The organism is Conexibacter sp. S30A1 (assembly GCF_023330665.1).
In the GTDB taxonomy this organism is placed as follows: domain Bacteria; phylum Actinomycetota; class Thermoleophilia; order Solirubrobacterales; family Solirubrobacteraceae; genus Palsa-465.
This window is the reverse complement of record NZ_CP097127.1, coordinates 2,907,828-2,929,859: the sequence shown is the minus strand read 5'-3', so window position 1 is coordinate 2,929,859 and position 22,032 is coordinate 2,907,828. Positions and strand designations below refer to the sequence as shown.

The following is a 22,032-nucleotide window of genomic DNA, read 5'->3' as shown; positions in this document are numbered from 1 at the left end:
GGCTAGCGCCGCGTGCGCTGCAGGTCGCCGCCAGACTCAAGCAGGACGCTGAACTCCTCAGCGCTCATGGGATGGGAGAAGTGAAACCCCTGGGCCGAGTCACAGCCCAACTCGCGCAGCTGCGTGACCTGCTCGGCGGTCTCCGCGCCCACACCGATCACGCGGAGTCCAAGCGCCCTGCCGGTGGCGATCACCGCCTGGGCGATCGTGGCGTCCGCGTCTACCGTGCCGAGCGCGGTGACGAAGCGCCGCTGCACCTTGATGGTGTCAACCGGCAGCGCCGCCAGCTGGCGCAGCGACGAGTCGCCGGTGCCGAAGTCGTGGACCGCGATGCGTACGCCGCTGCGCTTCAGCAGCCTCAGCACGCTGCGCATCTGCTCGGCCTCGTCACGCAGCACGCTCTCGTCGAGCTCCAGCGCCAGCGTCTGGGGCTCGATGCCGGCTGAGGCGATCGCCTCCGCGAGCGCTTCGGGAAAACGCGGGTTCTGCAGCTGCGCCACGGAGATGTTCACGCCGACGCGGATCGGTGGCCGGTCGGGGTGCAGCTGTTCCCAGCGGGCGGCGTGAGCGAGCGCCTCATCGATCACCCACTGGCCAATTCGGTCGACCAGGCCGCTCTCCTCCGCTACGGTGATGAACTCAGCCGGCGCCAGCTCGCCGCGCGAGGGGTGTTCCCAGCGCAGAAGCGCCTCGACACCGTTGACGCGCTCGGTTCGGATGTCCACCACCGGCTGGTAGACGAGCCGCAGCTCATCGGCTTCGAGCGCGCGACGCAGCTCGCCCTCGATGCGGTCACGGGCCAGCGCACGCATCCGCAGCTCGTCGTCAAAGACGTCGTAGCGGGCACGGCCACGCTGCTTGGCCCGGTACATGGCGGCGTCAGCGTCGCGCAACAGGGCCTCGGCCTGGTGGTGGCCGTCGGCCAGCGCAATCCCGATGCTGGCGGTGATGAACTGCGAGCCCGCCTCGAGCACGAACGGCCGCGCGAAGCTGGCCGCGATCCGCTCCGCGGTCGCGATCGCGGAGCGCTCATTGGCGATCTCCTCAAGCAGCAGCCCGAACTCATCACCGCCGAAGCGCGCCACCGTGTCGGACGGGCGCACGGCCTCGCGCAGCCGCGTGGCCACGGCGACCAGCAGCTCGTCACCGGCCTGGTGTCCGAGCGTGTCATTGACCTGCTTGAAGTGGTCGACGTCGATGAACAAAAGCGCCGCCAGCAGGCCGGAGTGGCGGCGCATGCGCTCCAGCGCCTGCTCGAGGCGATCGGTGAAAAGACCGCGGTTGGGCAGGCCGGTGAGCAGGTCGTGCAGGGCGCGGTGCTCCATCGCGTCCTGGCTCTGCTGGCGCTCGAGCGCCTCGGCAAGGATGTTGGCCAGCGCCACGACGAAGTTCACGTCGTGCTCGGTGAACGCCTGCGGAACCTGGCTGTAGGCGCCCAGCAGGCCCCACACCTGTGGTGCGCCGGCGATCGGCACGGTGACGCTGCTCTTGATGGCGCGCTGCTCCGGCGGCAGCACACGGATCAGGTCCGGCTCATCGTCCAGGTTCTCAACGAGGACCGGAGCGCCGGTCGCCACCGCCGTTGCCCCGGGCGATCCCGCTGTCAGTAGACCGGTGTGCAGCGGCAGTGCCGCGGCGGTGGTGCCGCTCGAGGCGCGCAGCTCGCGCGTGCGTGAGTCGGCGCTGATTCGCCAGGCGAGCGCCGCATCCGCTCCCAGCACGTCGGTCAGCGCGCGGCAGCTCTCCTGCAGCAGCTCGCCGATCTCAACGCCTCGCAGCGCCAGCTCGCCGAGCCGCGCAACGGTCGCCTGCGCGCTGGACTGGCGCTCGAGCTGCTGCTCCACATGCTTCTGGTCGGTGATGTCGAACATCACCCCGTGCCAGAGCAGCGTACCGTCGGGGCCCGGCGCCAGGACAGAGTCCTCGCGCACCCAGACGAAACGGCCATCACGGTGAAGCATCCTGTAGCTGCGTTTGAACCCGTGACGGCGGGGGTCGTCACCCGCAGCGAGCTCGGCCTGCGCCCGGGCGACCGCGGCAGCCTCGGCCGCGAGCTCGGCCTCACGGTCCTCGGGGTGCAGCTGACTCGCCCACATGCCACGCTGGCCGGTCCACTCCTTGACCGTGAAGCCGAGGATCGGCTCGATCCACTCGCTGACATAGATCCAGCGTGAGTGCGGCCCGGTCTCGGACACAAACACGATCGCGGGGACCGTCTTGGCGATCACGCTGTAATCGATTGGCTGCGGCGGCTCGCTGTTGTCCATATATGGGCCTTACTCGGCAATACGGTGCGGCTTGACAAGTCTGGTACACGCCTTGCGCCTGGCCGCGTCGGATTGCTGACCGATGGCGGTGGCCATCAGATGCCCTCGGTAAGCTCGCCCAGCCGGCGCCGTTGCGCGCCCGTGACACCGAAGTTGTCCGCTGCAAGCCATCCTGAAACGTGCCGCGCAACGCGGGCTAGCGCTGCCCGGCGCGCCGGCTCAAGCGGTCTCAGGACCACACGCGCACCGGTCAGGGGTTGTCGCTGCAGAAGCGCGCGCTCCGGGCGCGGCGCGCCGGCAAAGGACACCCGCTCCCCCAGCGGGCGCCCAGAGTTCTGGTCCATCGTGTGAGCTTACCGTCGTGCGCAGGGTTTGTGGGCCCGAGCAGGCAGCATTTCGGCACCGGACGGGCCGCTACGGTTGCGCAGCGGGCACAGCGACGCTAGCCGAGCGCGGGCCGCAGGATCAGCACCTCAGCTGGAACCTCCGACAGGAGCCACGCCAGGTCGTGCTCGGCCAGGCCGTTGCCGGGCTCCCCCGTCGCGGCGATCACCACGCGCTCAAAGGGTTCCTGCGCCAGCAGACGCCCGAGCGCATCACGGTATGTGCGCCCGCGGCTGACACGCGCGTCGACAGCCACGCCCGCTGCGCCTGCCTGCTGCTCTATCACCTCCTGCAGCGGCATGCCCACCGAGCAGGCCGCCGGCAGTGGCGAGTCAAGCGGCAGCGTGCGCGGCACGCGCACGAGGAACGCCGGGACCACCGTCGCGCGCTCAGCGCGGGCGAGGCGCAGGGCGGCGTCGAGCGCCCGCTGCGACAGCCCCTGAGCGGTGAACGGGATCAGGATCCGCCCTTGCGCGGCAGTCTGCGCCTGCTCGCTTCGATTCCTTGGGATCTTCATCTCTCACCTCGTTCCTCGCGCCGACCTCGGTCGGCGACGATCCGCACATCGACACCGGGCAGCAGGTCCATCAGGCGCAGCGGCAGCGCCACGCGCAGGCGAGCCAGGCCGCGTGCCGGGCGTGGCCTGCCCATAAAGATGTAGGTGCAGCGCCGCCTGCGGGCGACGGCGGCGATCGTCTCGACCAGCGTGTCTGACTCTTCGACGATGAAGTGCGCGCCGAGCATCGAGGCGAGCTGCATGAGCGCGCTCAGCGAACGCTCGTGCTCGACGTCGAGCGCCCCCGGCGGGCGCACCCACAGGAGGTCCAGCTCGGCGCCCAGCCGCTGCGCGGAGCGCCAGGCCCGCCGCACGACCCGCTGCGTGCTGGGCTCTGGCTGGACCAGCACCAGCAGCCGCTCGCCGACGGCTTGGCTGGCCGCGGTGTCGAGCAGCTCGGCGCGCGAGCCCGCACCCGCGGCGGCCATCCGGCGCTGGCCGACCTCCTCGGCCACCTGGCGCAGCGCCACCTCACGCAACGCCGTCAGATTCTCGATCCGGAAGAAGTTGTTGAGCGCCGACTCGATCCGCGCCTGCGGGTACACCTTGCCGGCACGCAGACGCTCGAGCAGCTCCTCCGGAGTGAGATCGACGACCACCACCTCATCGGCCCCCGCCAGGACCGCGTCCGGGATCGTCTCCCGGACGCGCACGCCACTCAGCTCGGCGACCTGGTCGTTAAGTGAGTCCAGATGCTGCACGTTGAGCGTCGAGAGCACGTCGATGCCGGCCGCCAGCACGTCCTCGACATCCTCGTAGCGCTTGGCGTGCTCCACACCGGGCGCGTTGGTGTGGGCGAGCTCGTCGATCAGGCACAGCTCGGGCGCGCGCGCGAGCACCGCGGGCAGATCCATCTCGGTGAGCTCGGTGCCGCGGTAGCTGACCGTGCGTCGGCCCAGCATCTCCAACCCCGCGGCCGCGGCCGCGGTCTCCTCACGACCGTGCGTTTCAAGCAGCCCGATCACGACATCCCGGCCCGCGCGAGCCTCCGCGTGCCCCTCGGCGAGCATGCGGACGGTCTTACCGACACCGGGCGCCATGCCGAGGACGACCCGCAGACGCCCACGGGGACGTTCAGCGGAGGATCGTTCGTCGAGGTCACTGGCCACGGGCATGTGCGGCGCGAGCCTGCTGGGCTCACGCCCCCAGCAGGTTGTGGACGATGAGATCGATCAGCTTGATCCCGATGAACGGCGCCGCCAGCCCGCCAAGCCCGTAGATCAGCAGGTTGCGCCGCAGCAGGGCGCTGGCCCCCACCGGCCGGTAGGAGACACCTCGCAGCGAGATCGGGATCAGCAGCGGAATCACGATCGCGTTGAACACGATCGCCGAGATCACCGCCGAGCGCGGGTCGCCAAGGCCCATCACGTTGAGCACGCTGAGCGGCCCCTTGCCGCCGCGCACAGTCGCGTAGGTGGAGATGAAGATCGCCGGCAGGATCGCGAAGTACTTGGCCACATCGTTGGCGATGCTGAAGGTCGTCAGCGCGCCGCGCGTGATCAAAAGCTGTTTGCCGACCTCGACGATCTCGATCAGCTTGGTCGGGTTGGAGTCCAGATCGACCATGTTGCCCGCCTCACGGGCCGCCTGGGTGCCGGTGTTCATCGCGACGCCGACGTCGGCCTGGGCGAGCGCGGGCGCGTCGTTGGTGCCGTCACCGGTCATCGCGACCATGCGCCCGGCGGCCTGCTGTTCGCGGATCAGCTCGAGCTTCTTCTCCGGGGTGGCCTCGGCGAGGAAGTCGTCGACACCGGCCTCCGCGGCGATCTTCTTGGCGGTCAGACGATTGTCGCCGGTGATCATGATCGTGCGGATGCCCATGGCCCGCAGCTGGTCGAAGCGCTGGCGCATCCCCTCCTTGACCGTGTCCTTGAGATAGACGACGCCGAGCACCTGGTTGTCGCGGGCGACCGCCAGCGGCGTGCCGCCCTCGCCGGCGATCCGGTCGAGCGTCTGGCGCAGCTCCGCGGGCGGCTGGCCGCCCTCGGCCGCCACCATCGCGATCACAGCGTCTCCGGCGCCCTTGCGCAGCCGCTGGCCATCTATGTCCACACCGCTCATCCGGGTCTGCGCCGTGAACGGCACGAACTCCGCATGCATCTGCGTGAGGTCGTGCTCACGGATGCCGTAGCGCTTGGCGAGCACCACGATCGAGCGTCCCTCCGGGGTCTCGTCGGCCAGCGAGGCCAGCTGCGCGACCTCCGCCAGCTCCACCTCGCTGACGCCCGGCATCGGCACGAACTCCGACGCGAGCCGGTTGCCGATCGTGATCGTGCCGGTCTTGTCCAGCAGCAGCACGTCCACATCACCGGAGGCTTCGACCGCCCTACCGGATAGCGCCAGTACGTTGCGGCGCACCAGCCGGTCCATGCCGGCGATGCCGATCGCCGATAGGAGCGCCCCGATCGTCGTCGGGATCAGCGCCACCAGCAGGCTGATAAGCGTGGTGTCGGAGATGTTGGTGCCGGCGAACAGGCCAAACGGCCGCAGCGTCGCGACGACGATCATGAAGATCAGCGTCAGCCCGGACAGCAGGATGCCAAGCGCGACCTCGTTGGGCGTCTTGCGCCGCTGCGCACCCTCGACCAGGTTGATCATGCGGTCCAGGAACGACTGGCCCGGCTCCTGCGTGATCTCGACGACGATGCGATCGCTCAGCACGCGTGTGCCGCCGGTGACGGCGCTGCGGTCGCCGCCGGACTCGCGGATCACGGGCGCGGACTCGCCGGTGATCGCCGACTCGTCGACCGAGGCGATGCCCTCGACCACGGTGCCGTCGCCCGGGATCAGCTCACCCGCCACGACCACCACCCGGTCGCCACGGCGCAACTCCTCCGCCCGGCGGGTCGAGCCGTCCTGCATCGTCGCGACCGTCTGCTGGCGCATCGAGCGAAGCGTGTCGGCCTGGGCGCGGCCGCGGCCCTCGGCGAACGCCTCCGCGAGGTTGGCGAAGATGACCGTCAGCCACAGCCAGATGGCGATCGTGAACGTGTACCAGGCCGGGTCGTGCCCGCCCAGCGCCGGCTGGCCGAAGACCTGCGCAATCCAGGTGCCGGAGGTGATCACCGCGCCGAGCTCGACCACGAACATCACCGGGTTTCTGACCTGCACCCGCGGGTCGAGCTTGATGATGCTGTCGCGCAGCGCGCGCCGGGCGATGTCGCCGCGCAGGACCGATACCGCCTGGCGGCGTCCCGGCGAAGGTCCGGCGGCGGGGGCTTGTGCGGTGGTCGTGCTCATGGGTGTGTCCTCTTGTTTTTCAGGTTTCGGTCACAGACGGTCAAGCGCCAGGTTGAGCTCGAGCACGTCAACCGACGGCTCGCCGAGGAAGCCCAGTGAGCGCCCGATCGTGTACTTGGCCACCAGCGCATCCACGGTGCCAAGCGGCAGGTGCCGCACGGCCGCCACGCGATAGGCCTGGATGCGGGCGTTGGCCACCGAGATGTCGGGGTCAACGCCCGAGGCCGAGGTGTCGGCGGCGTCAACCGGTACCTTTGCGGCCGTCAGCCCACCCGGGTAGTAGCGGCCGTTGAGCGCGATGTAGGCGGCGATGTTCGCCGCGATCGCCTTCTCGGTCACGGTGCTGTTGGGCCCGTAGTTGGCAAACGACGTGGCGGCGTCGTTGTCGGCCGGGGTCGTCCCGGACGGCCTGGTCTGGAAGTAGCGCGGGTCAGGGCGCGTGACCAGCACGCCATGCTGATAAAGCGGCTTGCCGTGGCGGTAGACCGGCAGCGCGAAGTTCTGCCCGATCAGCTTGGAGCCGACCAGGCGTCCGTGCACATGCACCAGTTCCCCATTCGCCTGCGAGCGGAAGGCGAGCTGGCCGATCCCGGTCACCACCAGTGGGTAGGCGACCCCGAGCAGCAGCGTGAAGACGAGCATCGCGACAAGCGACCTCACAAGCTCTTTGCGAATCGTCATGGCGTCAGTCTCCCGTTGCCTAGTAGAGGTGTCCGGTCAGGCCCTGCACGATCGGTCCGAGCAGCAGGGCGGGGAAGAAGGTGAGCGCGCCGACGAGCACGATCACACCGATCAAGAGCACCACGAAGGTGGGGTTGTCGGTGCGCATCGTGCCCAGACCAGCCGGGCTCACGCGCTTGTTCACGAGCGTGCCCGCGACCGCCAGCGCGAAGAGGATCGGCGCGTAGCGCGCGAACAGCATCGTGAAGCCGCCGAGCAGGTCGGCGAAGGTGATCCCGTGCGAGCCGACGTTGCCTGCCACCGGCTGCACGAAGCCGCTGTAGCCGGCGAACGCCGAGCCGTTGTTGTTGGCCTGGCTGAGGTAGGCGTAGAGCGTCTCGCTGAACGCCTGCGGTCCGTGTGCGATGGCCGTGTCGATCGACGCTCGCCCGGCGCGGGTGGCGGTCGCAAGCGCCGTTGAGAAGAGCGCCGAAAGCGGCGTGATCAGGATCCCGAGCGCCACCAGCTTGATCTCGCGCGCCTCGACCTTCTTGCCGATGTACTCGGGCGTGCGCCCGACCATCAGCCCGCCGAGGAAGACCGCGAGCAGCACGTAGAGCAGGATCGAGTAGAGCCCCGTGCCGACGCCACCGAAGATCACCTCAGAGGCGCTCAGGTTGGCAAACGGGACCGCGCCGCCGATCCCGGTGAAGGACTCAAGCGCGCTGTTGACAGCCCCGCACGAGGTCACGGTCGTGACCACGTTGAAGAGCGCCGAGCCGGCGATCCCGAAGCGCTGCTCCTTGCCCTCCATGTTCCCGCCCGTGGTGCCGGCGCGCACCGCCGTGTGCAGCCCGGCGACGTGCTGGGCGGGCGAGCCGTGCGCCTCGGCGATGTAGCAGACGGCCGCCGCCCCCAGGAACATCAGCATCATCGTCGCGTAGATCGCATAACCCTGGCGGCGGTTGCCGGTCATGCGCCCGTAGGTGAAGACGAGCGCCGCCGGGATCAGCAGCACCGCCAGCATCTCCACGAAGTTCGTCAGGCCGTTGGAGTTCTCGAACGGGTGCGCGGAGTTGGTGTTGAAGAAGCCGCCGCCGTTGGTGCCAAGCAGCTTGATCGCCTCCTGCGAGGCGACCGGTCCCATCGCCAGGGTCTGCGCTATGTGCGTGATGCCGGTGAAGCTCAGGTAGCGAGAGAAGTTCTCGATCACCCCCTGGGAGAGCAGGATCAGCGCGATGATCAGCGAGATCGGCAACAGCACGTAGAGGACGGTGCGCACCAGGTCCTGCCAGAAGTTGCCGATGCTGTGCGCCTTAGCGCTGTCGCGCTCGCTCGTGGCGACGTGCGTGACGATCCCGCGGATCAGGGCCACGGCCACGGAGATGCCGACGGCGGCGGAGACGAAGTTCTGGACCGCGAGCCCCGCCATCTGGCTGAAGTAGCTCATCGTCGTCTCGCCGCCGTAGTACTGCCAGTTGGTGTTGGTCAGAAACGACGAGACCGTGTTGAAGGCCACGTTCCAGGGCATCGAGTGATACCCCATGGGATTGAGCCCTGTGAAGCTCCACAGCGTCTGCGTGCGCAGGATGAAATACAAAAGCAGCCAGCCGACCAGCGAGAAGGCGATCAGGCTGGTGGCGTAGCGCTTCCAGTCCTGGCCGCGGTCGACGCGCACGCCGATCACCCGGTAGAGCAGGTGCTCGGGGCGCGCAAGCAGCGGGTCCATGAAGGTCCGCTGGCCCGTGTAGACCGCCGCCATGTAGCGTCCGAGCGGCAGCGCCAGGGCGGTCAGCACCAGCGCAAAGACGACGATCAGGCCCCAGCCGTAGACGGTCATCAGAACTTCTCCCCACGCAGCAGCGCGTAGAGCAGGTAGGCGCAGACGAGCACGGAGACCACCAGCCCGAAGAGGTCACCGCCGGAGATGGCCGCGATCAGCATCGCTAGATCCGGTCGATCGCGTAGATCAGCGCGTAGAGCAGCGCGAACATCGCGACCGCGAGCGCAATTGCAAGAGCATCCATGCGCTTGATCTTCCAGCCCGCCCCGTGCCGGATCCGTGCAGGAGCGCACGCGCGGCATACAGGTTCTGTGCAGGCGCCCCTGCCGGCGCCGGCCCGCTGGCCGGCGCCGGCCCTACAGGCTCCGCTCAGGCGGCGAAGCGGTAGCCGACGCGCGGGTCGGTCTTGACGTAGCGTGGCGGCCCGTCGGGCGGCTCGATCTTGCGCCGCAGGTTGGCCACGTGACCGCGCAGCACCTGCGTGTCCTCGCTGTAGGCGCTGCCCCAGACCGTCCGCAAAAGCTCGCGGTGGGTCACCAGGCGGCCGCGGTTGAGCGCCAGCACGCGCAGCAGATCGAACTCGGTGGGGGTCAGGTGCACCTCGACGCCATCACGGCGCACCACCCGCGCGGCGAGGTCGAGCTCCAGCCCGTCAGCCCGGATCACCGGCTCCTCGGGCCCCGAGCCGGCACGCCGCAGCGCCGCCTGCAGCCGTGCGATCAGCTCGCGCGGGCTGAACGGCTTGGTGACGTAGTCGTCCGCGCCCGCCTCAAGCGCCGCCACCTTTGCGTCCTCCTCGCCAACGGCCGAGAGCAGGATGATCGGCACGGCGCTCCACTCGCGCAGCCGCCGGCAGAGCTCCACACCGTCCATGTCGGGCAGCACCAGATCGAGGATCGCGGCGTCCGGGTTGTGCACCGCCGCGAGGTCGAGCGCCTGCTCGGCACTGTCGGCCGGCAGTGCCTCAAAGCCCGCGTCACGCAGGACCACGCGCAGCGCGCGCAGGATCTGGGACTCGTCGTCGCAGACCAACACGCGCGGGCGCTCACCGCTACGCAGCCGCTCGCTCATGCCGGGAAGCTCACCACCAGGCTGGTGCCCTGACCGGGCAGCGACTCGACGCCGATCACGCCACCATTGGCTTCGACGAAGCCCTTGGCGATCGCGAGCCCCAGGCCGGTGCCCTTGAGCGCCCCCGCGTCGCTGCCGCGGTAGAACGGTTCGAAGACCAACTCCTGCTCACCGGCCGGGATACCGGGTCCGCGGTCGCTGACACGCACCACCAGGCGCGAGCCGAGCCGGCGCACGCTGACGTTGACCGGCTGCTCGCCGGCGTAGCGCAGCGCGTTCTCGAGCAGGTTGGCGAACGCCCGCTCGAGCTGCGCGGCATCGGCCACAAGCGTCGGTGTGGCCGGATCCACCGTCAGGTGCACCATGCCAGGGTCAGCGCTCACGGAGTCCTCGGCGGCGAGCAGGACCTCCTCGAGCGAGACCGGCTCGCGCCGTGGCTCGACCCGACCCGCCTGCAGGCGCGAGAGGTCAAAGAGCTTGTCGATCAGCGCCCCCAGACGCGCGCCCTCCTCAACCACCGCGCCGCTCAGCTGCTCGCGCTCCTCGGCACTCAGCGAGCCGGAGCCGAGCGCGTGCCCGGCCGTGACGATCGCGGTCAGCGGCGTGCGCAGATCATGCGAGACGGCCCGCAGCAATGCCGTACCGAGCTCGTTGCTGCGCCGCAGGGCGGCGGCCTCAACCGCCTGCGCGACGGCCGCGTCGCGGTCAAGCGCCACCGCCACGAGCGCCGCGAGAGCTGGAGCGACCTGCGTGCGCAACCGCACCAGCGTCTCCTCGGCCAGATCATCGCCGACGAGCAGGGTTGCGCGCCGGTGACCGGCGGAGTCGGTCAGCGCCAGGGCGAGCTGTCCCGCCGCCGGCTGGCGCTCGCCAAGCTCGATCGCCGCCGCTGAGAGCGCGAGCGCGGAGCGCAGACGCTCGGCGGTGGCCTTCAGCGCCGCCTCGGTGCGCTCCCCAGCGAGCAGCTCGCGCGCGAGCGCCGCCGCAAGGTCCGCCTCGCCTCGGCGGCGCTCCGCCTCGGCGGCGCGGCCGCGCGCGAGCTCGGCCATCGTGGCCACCACGACCGCGACCAGCGCGAAGGCGGCCAGCGCGACCCAGTTGCTCGAGTTGGCAATCGTGAAACGCCCGACCGGTGGCAGATGGAAGAAGTTGAACGCCGCAGCGCTCGCCAGCGAGGCCAGCAGGCCGAGCGCAAAACCCCAGTAGGCGGCGATCAGCAGCACGGCGGGCAGGTAGACGACGCCGAGTGAGACGGTTGGGGCAACCTGCTCGAGCGGATAGATCGCAAGCGTCGCCAGCGCAACCGCGAGCGCGGTCGTGAGCAGACCGCTCCGAGCTGTGAGTCTGCGGTTGAGCATCGCCTGCAACGATAATCCGCAGTGGTGACCCCGACCAGCCAGGCGCAAACGACCGACACGGCCATGACCAGCGCCGAGCTGTGGCGCGAGCGCCTGCCCTGGACCTGCGGCCCGGAGGTGGTCGCGGCCGCACTCGAGGGCGAGCCTCACCTGTGCAGCCTGTCGGGCGTCTGGGCCGGCGGTGGCGCCGTGGTCGCCTGCGAGCCGCTGCGAGTCGCCACACCGCAGGAGGATCCCTTCGCGCTGCTCGACGAGCTGCCCGCGGTCAGCCACGACGGCGCCGATGCCTGGGGGGCGATCGGCGGCGGCTGGTTTGGCTGGCTCGGCTACCGCCTGGCCGCCCTCGTCGAGCACGTGCCGCTCGTGGACGTCCGGCCGGTGCCGCTTGCGGACTTCCACCTCGCCTACTACGACCACCTGCTGCACCGCGACGCCGGCGGGTCGTGGTGGTTTGAGGCGCTCGTCACGCCGGCGCGCACGGCGGCGCTGCAGGAGCGCCTCGAGTTCCTGCGTGCACGCGTCGAGGCGGAGCTTGGGCGGCCCTCGCGGCCAGCGGCCAGTCCCGGCCCGTTGCGGTTGGACAGTGACGCCGCCGCGCACCACCTGCGCGCGGTGGCCGCCTGTCGCGAGCGGATCGCCGCGGGCGAGATCTACCAGGCCAACATCTGCCTGCGGCTCGAGGGTGAGTATCAGGGGAGCGCCAGCGCGCTGTTGCGCAGCGCGCTCGTGCACGGCCGCGTTCCCCAGTACAGCGCGGCCTTCGACACCCCGGCCGGCGGCATCGTCTCGCTCTCCCCCGAGCTGTTCCTGCGCCGCCAGGGCCGGCTCGTGAAAAGCGGCCCGATCAAGGGCACAGCTCACCGTCCCGATGACCCCTCGCGCGCGGTGCTCTCACTCGAGCAGCTGCAGACCTCGGGCAAGGACGCCGCCGAGCACGTGATGATCGTCGATCTGATGCGCAACGACATCGGCCGGGTCTGCGAGTACGGCTCGGTGAGCGCGCCGCGGCGCCCGACCGCCGAGGCGCACCCGGGGCTCTGGCACCTGGTGACGACCGTGCAGGGCCGGCTGCGTGCCGGCACCGGCAACGCGGCGCTCGTCCGCGCTTGCTTTCCGCCGGGCTCGGTGACCGGCGCGCCGAAGGTGCAGTCGCTCAAGGTGATCGCCGAGCTGGAGCGCTCAGGCCGCGAGGTCTACACCGGCGCGATCGGCTACTCGAGCCCACTGGCGGGGCTCGAGCTCAACGTCGCGATCCGCACGTTCGAGCTCGCCCACGGACACATCTGGCTCGGAGTCGGCGGCGGGATCGTCGCCGACTCCGAGCCCCAGGCCGAGCTCGAGGAGGCGCTGATCAAGGCGCGGCCGGTCGCCGCGGCGGTCGGCACGAGCGTGGTCAGCGCGTGAGCGCCGCGCGGGCCCTGGGCGCGCGGTGAGGGTCGCGCCGCCGCGCCGCGCGCTCGACTACGGCGAGCGCCCCGACCCGGCGGCCGGGATCTTCGAGACGCTGCTCGTGCAGGGGCGCACCGTGGCGCGCTACAACGCACACCGCGAGCGGATGAACGCGAGCGCCCAGGCGCTCTACGGGGTGGCGCCAGCCGCCGTGACGCCGCCGCAGGTGCACCGTGGCGACGGCGCCCTGCGCCTCACCTTCGTGCCCGGCGTCGGGCTGAGCGTTCATGAGCGAGCGCTGTTGGGCGACCCGGTCGTGCGTGGTTTTGCGACGTTTGAGCTGCCGGGCGGACTGGGACCGCACAAGTGGGCGGACCGGCGGCTGCTCGACGCGCTCACGCAGGCCGCCGACGGGGCGCTCGTTCTGCTCATCGACACCGACGGCGCCGTGCTCGAGGCGAGTTGGGCCAGCGTGCTGATCGAGGAGCGCGGCCGGCTGATCGCCCCGCTCACCGCCGGCCGCGCGCTGCCCGGGATCGGCCGCTCACGGCTCTCATACGACGAGGAGCCGGTCGATCTCGACCGGCTCCTCGCCTCTGACGCCGTGGTCCTGACCTCGGCGCTACGGGTTCTGCGAATCGCTAACCGCTAGTCAGCCTCACGACCCGGCCTTGGCGAAATCGTTCGCAAGCGTGGTCAGGTTCGGGTAGCCGAGCCCCGCGCCCGGGACGAACGTCGCGCCCGCGGTGCCGGTGTAGTAGATGTTGTCGTTTGAGGGTCCGCTCGCGTTAAGCGACGTGAACGGCGAATTGGCCTGCTGCGCGAACCGGTAGATCATCGGGTTCCAGAAGCCGGTCGGCGGCAGGTGCTTGGACGCCAGATAGGAATCGATCACAGCCGCGGCACCGTTCATCTGCGGCGCGACGAAGCTCGTCCCGCCCCAGCCCGGCTGGGTCGCCGAGGCGATCCCGTCCTGGCCGGCACTGCTCGGCGCGTACAGGATGTAGCCGGTGTACGGGTCGGCGTCGGCCGCCAGGTCCGGCATGGCGCGCCCCGTTGCGGAGCCTGTGGTGAGCCCGGGGTTGGGGTTGAATGTCCATGCCGTGGGCAGGTAGATGCCGAGCTTGTGGTTGTAGCTCGTCGGTGTCAGATACGGGACGGCCGTGAAGCTGGTCGTGCCGTTCACACCGCTCTGGTAGCTCGGCTGGGGCTCTATGACGCTGAAGCCGCCGCCGCTGCCGACGACCTGCTCCTCCGCGGAGGTCTGCAGGCTGATGCTGTTGAGCACAGACACCGGCTGCCAGAGGTAGTCCCAGCCCCAGATCCGCTGGGCGGTTACGTCGACGGATGCCCCCGGCGCGAACGTCTCGCTCCACGGCAGCGTCGTGCCGCCGGCGGCGGTCGTGTAGGGGCTGTCTGACGGGTTGTCCACCGATAGGTTCGTGGGCTGCGTCGAGCCCGAGAACTGACCGTAGGCGTCGTAGGCGCCGCTGTCGCCGGAGGCGATGAAGCTCGCCTGGCCCTGGGCGTCCATCTCGAGCAGCGCCTCGTCAAAGGCCTGCACGTAGCCCGAGGACTCCTGGCCGAGTGCCTGCGCCGCCTGGATCACCGTCTCGGCCTCACCCCAGCTACAGGAGACAGATCCCGCCACGTTCTGGCTGGCGGCGGTGAAGAACGCGTCGATGAACCCCGAGTCGGTGTTCGGCGCGGTGTAGACGACGATGTTCGCGCCCGGGGCAACCGAGCCCGACTGCTCGATGTCCAGGTCGGTCTCGCCGCTGCCGGCGTTGTAGCTCGGGGTGCCCGCACCGCCGTCGACGTTGTCAAAGCTCAGCGTACCCTGGCGATGGACACCGGCGATGTTCTTCCAGAAGTACTGCGGCGCGCCCGGGTCGACGCTCGCCAGCGTGATGATCCCGAGCGTCTGGCCCGAGCCGGTGCTGTGGAGCCCGGTCAGGCCGTACTGCTGCTCGAAGTTGCTGGGCAGGTTGCAGTCGTCCGGCACGCCGGAGGATGCCAGGCAACTGGAGGACGGACTCGGCTTGGCGCCGGCGTGGCTGGTGAGCGCGCGGCTCGTGTGGGCGGCGTTGCTGACCGACGGCGCGTAGTTGCTGAGCCCGAGGATCGCCACCAGGTCGCTGGCGATGTTGCTCGGCAGCGTGGGCAGGCTGCTCGGCGCGTGGAAGGTCTGCGCCTGGACGGTCGTGCCCCCGCCGCCGCCACCGGCGGCGGAGCTCTTGAGCGCCGGGGTGTGGTAGTCAAGCTGCGTGACAGTCAACGCGCTGTCAAACTCGCCGGCCGTACCGGTCGCGACCACGTCGATGTTGTTGGCATACACCGTGGTGCTGATGCCGTAGCCGGCAAGGTAGCTCTGGAGCTCCCCGATCAGCGTCGTTGAGGCGCCGTAGGTGCTCGCGAAGCTCTGCACCGACATGTACGGCGCCGTGAATCCGCTCTGCGCCTGCGTCTCAAGCCCGCTCAGATTGTTCTCCTTGAAGATGAAGGAGACGGTCTCCGGCGTGCTGGCCGGCGTGTTGCCGAGCACCTTCGCACCGCTGATCGCAGCCGCGTTGATCCCGAGCGGGACCGTGCTGCGACCGCTGGCGCCGCTGCTGTGCGGCCGGCTGTGCGGCCTGGCCGCCAGCGCCGGGGCCGCCGCCAGTGCGCCCACACCGCATGCGAGCGCCACCGCGCTCGCACCCTTGAGTACTTTGATCACTGCAATCCTCCCTGAGGTTGCGTTTATGAATCTGGAGGCGAGCCTACGACGTTCTGCGGGCCGACGCGCCGGTTGGGATCTGGAGGCTGTGGATGGCGCGTGGGAGGGCGGGCCGGATTTCCGGCCCGCCCTCCCCAGGACCTGGAGGCGCTAGGAGGCGGCAGGCAGCGAGCTGACCGGAGCCAGGCCGCTGACGGTGAGCGGCAGGCTCGCCGAGACGGCGCCGACGTTCCAGGGCCCGCCGCCGATCTGCACGCGCAGGGCAAGCGCTCCGGGCTGGCCCTCGCGCAGGCTGAAGGCAAACGTGGAGGCCCGGCTCAGGCGACCGACCGCGATGTCAAACCACTGGCCAGCCGCGTTCTGCTGCTGCAGATACAGCCAGTGGCCGGGGTGGCCCGGGGTCACGGTCCCGGTCACCTGAACGCTTGCGCCGACCGTGACGGTCGGGCTTGAAAGCGAGGCGCTGACCACGTCCTGGACCCCGATAAACAGGTTCGCGGTGCGCGCCGCCGGCTTCGAGCCGGCGACGACGTGGTAGACGGTGTTGTGGATCGGCATGACCGTGAACGAGTAGGCGCCCGTGGCGTTGGTCGTGGTGCTCGCGAGCGCCTGCGCGCCGCCGCCGTGCAGCGGACGGGCGTAGAGGGTCACCGGCACGTTCGGCGCGGTCGTGGTGGTCGAGCCGCTCGGATACAGCGTGCCGCTGATCGTGGCGCTCTGCCCGTCGGCGATCGTGGCGGCCGAGCCGGCGATCGTAAACGACGGGTTCTGCTGCTGCTGCACGGTCACGGTCAGGCTGGCCGACTGGCCGGGGAGGTTGCGCGGGTCGTTGGGAAACAGCGCGCGCAGCGTGTAGCTGCCGGGCGACCGGAAGCGGTGGGCGATCGCGTAGTGCGAGTACGCACCGGTGAGGCCTGCCGCGACCGTCCTCCAGCCGTTGCCCGAGGCCGCGTTCTGCTCCTGCAGCAGCACGCGCTGGTGGGGGTGTAACGGGGTGACGGTGCCGTAGAAGGTCACGGTCTGTGCCGTTGAGACGCTGGCGCTGCTGGCGGCCGTTGCGAACGTCACCACGGAGGCGACGTGCTCGTGGAGGGTGCGGCTGTGCGTGCGGTACGGGCCGACGACAAACCAGCTGCGGTTGGTGTTGACGACCCCGTCGGCGCGCACGAACTCATAGAAGCCCGCGGCGTCGGTGCGCGTCACGCTGATCGGTGTGAAGCGCGGCGCGCCAGCCAGGCGATGCAAGAGCGTGATACGGCGGTCGGCGCGGTGGGGCCCGTACAGCCGCCCGTAGATCAGGACACCCTGGCCGGCGGTGATCCGGTTGGGTGTGGCGGCGATCGTCAGGCCGCGGTTGCGCAGCGGCGCGGCGCCGGCGCGGCTCGGCAGCGCCATCAGCACGGCCATGAGGATCAGGAGGAACAGCAGACCCACCCCGATCAAGGTCGTGCGATGGTGGTGGTGCATGTGCCTGTGGTGCATACGTTCCAACTCCCTCCATGCGAGTCGTTCTTCCGTCGCATCCGACGGCTGCCTCTAGAACACAACTACCCGGATCGCGGTGCGCTCCACCTGTTATGTCTGCGTTAGCACAGCTTTACCGCCCGATTAGCCGGTCTGTCAACCGCCGCCGCAGGCTCGTGGGGTGCGCTTTTTCCCGCGCGGCCGCAGCGCGTCGCTAGGATCGCGCGATGGCGGTGGTGAGGGTCCGGGGACCGCTGCGCGCGCTGGCCGGCGGGCGTGGTGAACACGAGCTGGAGGGGCCGACGGTGCTTGAGCTGTTGCGCAGCTTCGAGTCGCGCAACCCCGACACGCGCGGCTGGATCCTCGACGAGCGCGGCCACATCCGCCCGCACATCAACGTCTTCGTGGACGCCGAGCGAGGGGCCGAGCACACGCCCGTCCCGGCCGGCGCCCGCGTCGAGGTCATACCCGCGATCACCGGAGGCTGAAACGATGACGGAGCTGGCAGTCGGGACCAAGAAGGGGCTGTTTCTGCTCGAGGGCGACGCCACGGGCGGCGGTGGCGAGTTTGGGATCAGCGCGCGCGCGTTCGCCGGCGAGCCGGTGGACTACGCGCTGCGCGAGACGCGCAGCGGGCGCCTGTTCGCCGCCACGACCTCGCCGTTCTACGGCCCCAAGCTCTTCTACACCGACGCTGACCCGGCGGGCGAGTGGCAGCAGGCCACGGGCGTCGAGCTGCCCGCGGGCGGCGAGCAGACGCTCGCGCGCATCTGGGTGATCGCCGCCGGCGAGACGCCGGGCACGCTCTACATGGGCGCCGACCCGGGCGTGCTCTTTGAAAGCCACGACAACGGCTCTAGCTGGCAGCTCAACTCAGGGCTCTGGAACGAGCCCTCGCGACCTGACTGGCAGCCCGGTGGCGGCGGCCTGTGCCTGCACTCGATCTGCACCTGGCCGGGTGACCCGCAGCGGCTGGCGGTCGCGATCTCGGCGGCTGGCATGTGGCTCTCAGACGACGGCGGCGCGAGCTGGCGGCGCGGCAACCGGGGCCTGAATCCGCGCTATCTGCCGGAGGCCGACATCGACCCCGAGACCTCGGCGCTGTGCGTGCACCACGTCGAGCGCTCGCGTACGCGTCCCGAGCGCATGTTCATGCAGTTCCACGGCGGCGTCTACCGCTCAGACGACGCCGGCGAGAGCTGGACACCGATCGGTGACGGGCTGCCATCGGACTTCGGCTTCCCGCTGAAGGTCGATCCTGCCGACCCCGAGAGCGCGTACCTGATCCCGCTGGTCGCGGACATGGACCGGGTCATGCCGGACGGTCGGGTGCGGGTATATGAGACCCGGGACGGCGGCGCGAGCTGGACGCCGCGCGGGGACGGGCTGCCGGCGCAGCACGCCTACCTGACGGTGCTGCGCCAGGCGTTTGCCAGCAGAGGCAGCGGACCGGGTCTGGAGCTCTACTTCGGCGCGACCTCGGGCGAGCTCTTCGGCTCCGGCGACGCAGGCGCCAGCTGGCGCACCCTGGCGCAGCGGCTGCCGCCGGTTTTCTCGGTGGCAGCCGCCTGAGCGGCCCACCGGACGGGACCTCGCCCGGTACGGTCGAGCCGGGCGGCCGAGCCAGCGGGCCGGCCGCCCGGGACAGACGCTAGCCGGCGCTGCTGAGCGCGCCCGGCTTGACCCAGCGCGACGTGCAGGGGATCTTCGCGAGATCGCAGCGGTGGGCGTAGGCGCGCGCGATCTCGGTGACCTCGCCGAGCAGATCGTTGCGCAGCGTGGTTGGTTCGAGGCCGAGCTCGAGGAAGTTGTCGTTGGCGACGAACAGCTCGTTCTCGGCGGCCTCCTTGCGCGGGTTGTCGACGTAGTCGATGTCGGCGCCGGTCAGCTCGGAGACGAGCTTGGCCAGGTCGCGCACCCGGTGGGTCTCGGTCATCTGGTTGAAGACCTGGACGCGCTCGCCGCGGGCGGGCGGGTTCTCGATCGCCAGCTGGATACAGCGGACCGTGTCCTGGATGTGGATGAAGGCGCGCGTCTGTCCGCCGGTGCCGTGCACGGTCAGCGGATAGTTGACGGCGGCCTGCATGAGGAAGCGGTTGAGCACGGTGCCGAAGTCGCCGTCGTAGTCGAAGCGGTTGATCAGCCGCGGGTCAAGCCGCGTCTCCTTGGTCTGCGTCCCCCAGACGATCCCCTGGTGCAGGTCGGTGACGCGCACCAGGTCGTTCTTGGCGTAGTAGGCGAACATCAGCTGGTCGAGCGTCTTGGTCAGGTGGTAAACGCTCCCGGGGTTGGCCGGGTAGAGGATCTCCTGCTCGATCTCGGTGCCGTCACCGGTTTCGACCTTGACCGACAGGTAGCCCTCCGGGATCTGCATGCCGGCGGTGCCGTAGCCGTAGACGCCCATCGTGCCCAGGTGGACGATGTGAATATCGAGCTCCGCCTCGACCGTGGCCGCAAGCACGTTGTGGGTGGCGTTGACGTTGTTGTCGACCGTGTAGCGCTTGTGGTCTGAGTCCTTCATCGAGTACGGCGCCGCGCGCTGCTCGGCGAAGTGGACCACGGCGTCGGGGCGGAACTCGCGGAAGAGCTGCAGCAGCCGCGCGTAGTTGTTGGCCACGTCGAGCCGGTGGAAGGGGATCTCATTGCCCGACACCTCATGCCAGGCGGCCAGGCGGGTTCCGATCGGGGTGATCGGCGTGAGCGACTCGGCCTCCAGCTCGACATCCATGTTGCGCCGCGCGAGGTTGTCCACGATCGCCACTTCATGGCCCTGGGCCGAGAGGTGCAGGGAGGTCGGCCAACCGCAGAAGCCGTCTCCACCCAGAATCAAGATGCGCAAGAAAACTCCTTTTGAGTCGTCTGGAAAAGCGGCCGGCGCTACTTCCCCGAGCGTGATCGCACGGGTCGCGTCCAACCGACGTGCGCCACGATCGCTGCCCCAGCCATGGTGAGTAGCTGACAAACATAGCGCCAGAGAGCCGCCGGCGCTCGACTTTGCGCCGCTCAGCCTTACACCAGCCTTACACGTGATTACGCCTGAATCCGGCGCCCTGCGCGGTCGATCAGGCGTGCGGCGGCGCGCCCGGATGACACCCCGGAGCCACGGACGCCGGGTCCGCTCGCCTGCGGCTGCGTACGCTCTCTAGCGGAGCCCATGCGGCGTCGCCGGCGGCTGCTGACCGCGACACCCACCTCCGCCAGAACCGAAACGAACGGAGACCTCTATGACACAGACATTGGCACAGGCGAGCGGCAGCTTCGCGATCGGCGGCGAGCTGACCGTCAACAGGCTCGGTTTCGGCTCGATGCAGCTGACCGGGCCCGGCGTATGGGGTGAGCCGAAGGACCGGGATGAGGCCTTGCGGGTGCTGCGTCGAGCTGTGGAGCTTGGCGTGAACCTGATCGACACCGCCGACGCCTACGGCCCGGTGGTGGCGGAGCGACTGATCCGCGAAGCCCTTCACCCCTACCCCGACGGCATGGTGATCGCGACCAAGGCTGGGCTGACGCGCCAGGGGCCGAACAGGTGGACGCCGGTGGGCCGTCCCGCGTACCTGCGCCAGCAGTGCGAGCTCAGCCTGCGCAACCTCGGCCTGGAGCGCATCGGTCTCTTCCAGCTGCACCGCATCGACCCGGAGGTTCCGCTCGAGGACCAGATCGGCGAGCTCAAGGCGCTGCAGGATGAGGGCAAGATCGCCCACATCGGCCTCTCGGAGGTGAGCGTCGAAGAGCTGCAGGCGGCCGAGCGCGTGGCGCCGATCTCCTCCGTTCAGAACCTCTACAACCTGACCAACCGCAAGGCGGAGCCGCTGCTTGAGTACTGCGAGGAGCACGGGATCGGCTTCATCCCCTGGTTCCCGCTGGCGACCGGCAAGCTGTCGGAGCCCGGGGGCCCGGCGGCCGCGATCGCGCAGCGCACCGGGCACACGCCCTCGCAGCTGGCGCTCGCCTGGCTGCTCGAGCGCTCGCCGGTGATGCTGCCGATTCCCGGCACCTCGTCGGTCGCGCACCTCGATGAGAACATGGCCGCGGCGGCGATAGAGCTGAGCCAGGAGGACTTTGAGGAGCTCGCGCGAGCGGCTTCATAGCGCGCGGTCGCCAGCGCGTCCGCGGGTGCGGACACCGGGGCGCCCGGGCCGGCCGGTCCGGAAAACCCGCTGGGGCCGCGGCTGACAGCCGCGGCCCCGGTCGCCCAACAAACCGGCTGTGCGCTTGCGTGGCTCAGGCGACGCCCACCGGCTCCGGCGTGCTCACGCCAGTGTCGGTCGCGCTGCCCTCGAGCACCTCGTGCGCGCCGTTGCCCTCGGCGCCGGCCACCGAAATGGTGACCTTGCGCGGCTTGATCTGCTCCGGCTTGGGGATGCGGACCTCGAGCACGCCGCGGTCAAAGCTGGCCGCCACCGCCTCGGGGTTGATGCCCTCAGGCAGCGTCAGCGAGCGGGAGAAGCTGCCGTACGCGCGCTCCACGCGGCGGTAGCCACCCTTCTCGTGCTTGTGCTCGATCTTGCGCTCCCCGGAGATCGTCAGCACGTTGGATTCGAGCTCGATGTTGACGTCCTGCTCTGAGAGCCCCGGCAGGTCGGCGCGCAGCACGTAGTGGTCGCCGGTCTCGACGAGATCCATCGGGGGAATCCACTGCCTGGCGTCGCCGGCCTGGGCGCGGACGGGAGTGTCAAACAGTGAGTTGAAGAGTCGGTTCATCTCGCTCTGAATGGTGCCGAGTTCGACTGCCGGCTCCCAGCGGATAAGTGCCATTGCGAACCTCCTGAAACGGTCGTGTAGTGATCTGTTGACGATCATAAAATCTGAGTCGTTATCTGTCAAGTAATTGTAGCTGGACGGACTCGATTTGCTGGATCTCCGGCGCGGTTGTCAGCACGGTTACATCGCCGCCGCTCAACCGCCGCGAACCCCGAACCGCCACGGACCCCCAACCACCCCGAACCCCCAACCACCCCGAACCCCCAACCACCGCGAACCCCCAACCACCCCGAACCCCAACAACCCCTGAGCCCCAAACTGCGCGCGCTAGGCGAGCTTTGTGCATTTCGGGCGCTCCAACCGCCCGAAATGCACAAAACTCCAACTGGCTTGCAGGTTTGGGAGCTGGAGGCGGTCCGGTAGCGCCTCCGTAGCACGCC

Annotated in this window: 19 protein-coding genes; 5 read left to right on the top strand and 14 right to left on the bottom strand. The window is 69.7% G+C overall.

From position 1 onward, the window contains the following. Nucleotides 1–2: 2 nt before the first annotated feature. The 10 genes from M3M54_RS14045 to M3M54_RS14000 form a co-directional block, all read right to left on the bottom strand. Entirely contained in the window at nt 3–2,267 is a 2,265-nt protein-coding gene (locus M3M54_RS14045) for an EAL domain-containing protein (RefSeq protein WP_249019664.1), read from the bottom strand. A gap of 95 nt (nt 2,268–2,362) precedes the next feature. After that, complete coding sequence (locus tag M3M54_RS14040; protein ID WP_249019663.1) at nt 2,363–2,611, bottom strand: hypothetical protein; 249 nt, start codon at nt 2,609–2,611, stop codon at nt 2,363–2,365. Nucleotides 2,612–2,709: 98 nt separating this feature from the next. Then, entirely contained in the window at nt 2,710–3,168 is a 459-nt protein-coding gene (locus tag M3M54_RS14035; protein ID WP_249019662.1) for a hypothetical protein, read from the bottom strand. Continuing rightward, nucleotides 3,165–4,322, bottom strand: a complete 1,158-nt coding sequence (locus tag M3M54_RS14030; RefSeq protein WP_249019661.1) for a histidine kinase — start codon at nt 4,320–4,322, stop codon at nt 3,165–3,167. The genes M3M54_RS14035 and M3M54_RS14030 overlap by 4 nt, the downstream gene beginning before the upstream one ends. Before the next feature lie 22 nt (nt 4,323–4,344). Next, nucleotides 4,345–6,447 (bottom strand): potassium-transporting ATPase subunit KdpB, encoded by a 2,103-nt coding sequence (kdpB, locus tag M3M54_RS14025; protein ID WP_249019660.1) that lies wholly within the window; start codon nt 6,445–6,447, stop codon nt 4,345–4,347. A gap of 30 nt (nt 6,448–6,477) precedes the next feature. After that, nucleotides 6,478–7,128 (bottom strand): potassium-transporting ATPase subunit C, encoded by a 651-nt coding sequence (locus M3M54_RS14020; RefSeq protein ID WP_249019659.1) that lies wholly within the window; start codon nt 7,126–7,128, stop codon nt 6,478–6,480. Between the two features lie 19 nt (nt 7,129–7,147). Next, the gene (gene kdpA / locus M3M54_RS14015; protein ID WP_249019658.1) at nt 7,148–8,947 is read right to left on the bottom strand and encodes a potassium-transporting ATPase subunit KdpA; all 1,800 of its coding nucleotides are present in this window, start codon (nt 8,945–8,947) and stop codon (nt 7,148–7,150) included. Continuing rightward, nucleotides 8,947–9,051, bottom strand: coding sequence for a potassium-transporting ATPase subunit F (locus M3M54_RS14010; protein ID WP_249019657.1), 105 nt, complete (start codon nt 9,049–9,051; stop codon nt 8,947–8,949). The genes kdpA and M3M54_RS14010 overlap by 1 nt, the downstream gene beginning before the upstream one ends. Before the next feature lie 208 nt (nt 9,052–9,259). Next, the gene (locus M3M54_RS14005) at nt 9,260–9,961 is read right to left on the bottom strand and encodes a response regulator transcription factor (protein WP_249019656.1); all 702 of its coding nucleotides are present in this window, start codon (nt 9,959–9,961) and stop codon (nt 9,260–9,262) included. Next, a complete protein-coding gene (locus tag M3M54_RS14000; protein WP_249019655.1) occupies nt 9,958–11,319 on the bottom strand; it encodes an ATP-binding protein in 1,362 nt (453 codons plus the stop codon). Before M3M54_RS14000 ends, M3M54_RS14005 begins: the two co-directional genes overlap by 4 nt. Nucleotides 11,320–11,343: 24 nt before the next feature. Between M3M54_RS14000 and M3M54_RS13995 the strand changes: the two genes are divergently transcribed. Continuing rightward, the gene (locus M3M54_RS13995) at nt 11,344–12,723 is read left to right on the top strand and encodes a chorismate-binding protein (protein ID WP_249019654.1); all 1,380 of its coding nucleotides are present in this window, start codon (nt 11,344–11,346) and stop codon (nt 12,721–12,723) included. Nucleotides 12,724–12,748: 25 nt separating this feature from the next. Next, nucleotides 12,749–13,360, top strand: coding sequence for an aminotransferase class IV (locus tag M3M54_RS13990; protein WP_249019653.1), 612 nt, complete (start codon nt 12,749–12,751; stop codon nt 13,358–13,360). Between the two features lie 6 nt (nt 13,361–13,366). On the opposite strand, the gene M3M54_RS13985 is transcribed toward M3M54_RS13990, so the two are convergent. Both M3M54_RS13985 and M3M54_RS13980 read right to left on the bottom strand, forming a co-directional pair. After that, a complete protein-coding gene (locus M3M54_RS13985) occupies nt 13,367–15,427 on the bottom strand; it encodes a protease pro-enzyme activation domain-containing protein (protein WP_249019652.1) in 2,061 nt (686 codons plus the stop codon). Between the two features lie 150 nt (nt 15,428–15,577). After that, nucleotides 15,578–16,909 carry a hypothetical protein gene (locus tag M3M54_RS13980; RefSeq protein WP_249019651.1) on the bottom strand — a complete coding sequence of 444 codons (1,332 nt, stop codon included), beginning with the start codon at nt 16,907–16,909 and terminating at the stop codon, nt 15,578–15,580. Between the two features lie 209 nt (nt 16,910–17,118). On the opposite strand from M3M54_RS13980, the gene M3M54_RS13975 reads away from it, so the two are divergent. Together M3M54_RS13975 and M3M54_RS13970 are read left to right on the top strand one after the other, a co-directional pair. Beyond that, a complete protein-coding gene (locus tag M3M54_RS13975; RefSeq protein ID WP_249019650.1) occupies nt 17,119–17,379 on the top strand; it encodes a MoaD/ThiS family protein in 261 nt (86 codons plus the stop codon). Between the two features lie 4 nt (nt 17,380–17,383). Next, nucleotides 17,384–18,463 (top strand): hypothetical protein, encoded by a 1,080-nt coding sequence (locus M3M54_RS13970; protein WP_249019649.1) that lies wholly within the window; start codon nt 17,384–17,386, stop codon nt 18,461–18,463. Between the two features lie 79 nt (nt 18,464–18,542). Here M3M54_RS13970 and M3M54_RS13965 read toward each other — a convergent pair whose 3' ends face one another. Further along, nucleotides 18,543–19,730: an NAD-dependent epimerase/dehydratase family protein gene (locus M3M54_RS13965; protein ID WP_249019648.1), complete on the bottom strand. Its 1,188-nt coding sequence runs from the start codon at nt 19,728–19,730 to the stop codon at nt 18,543–18,545. Between the two features lie 385 nt (nt 19,731–20,115). Between M3M54_RS13965 and M3M54_RS13960 the strand changes: the two genes are divergently transcribed. Then, on the top strand, nt 20,116–20,979 hold the full coding sequence (locus tag M3M54_RS13960; RefSeq protein ID WP_249019647.1) for an aldo/keto reductase: 864 nt from the start codon (nt 20,116–20,118) through the stop codon (nt 20,977–20,979). A gap of 133 nt (nt 20,980–21,112) precedes the next feature. On the opposite strand, the gene M3M54_RS13955 is transcribed toward M3M54_RS13960, so the two are convergent. Next, nucleotides 21,113–21,646: an Hsp20/alpha crystallin family protein gene (locus M3M54_RS13955; RefSeq protein ID WP_249019646.1), complete on the bottom strand. Its 534-nt coding sequence runs from the start codon at nt 21,644–21,646 to the stop codon at nt 21,113–21,115. Between the last annotated feature and the right edge of the window lie 386 nt (nt 21,647–22,032).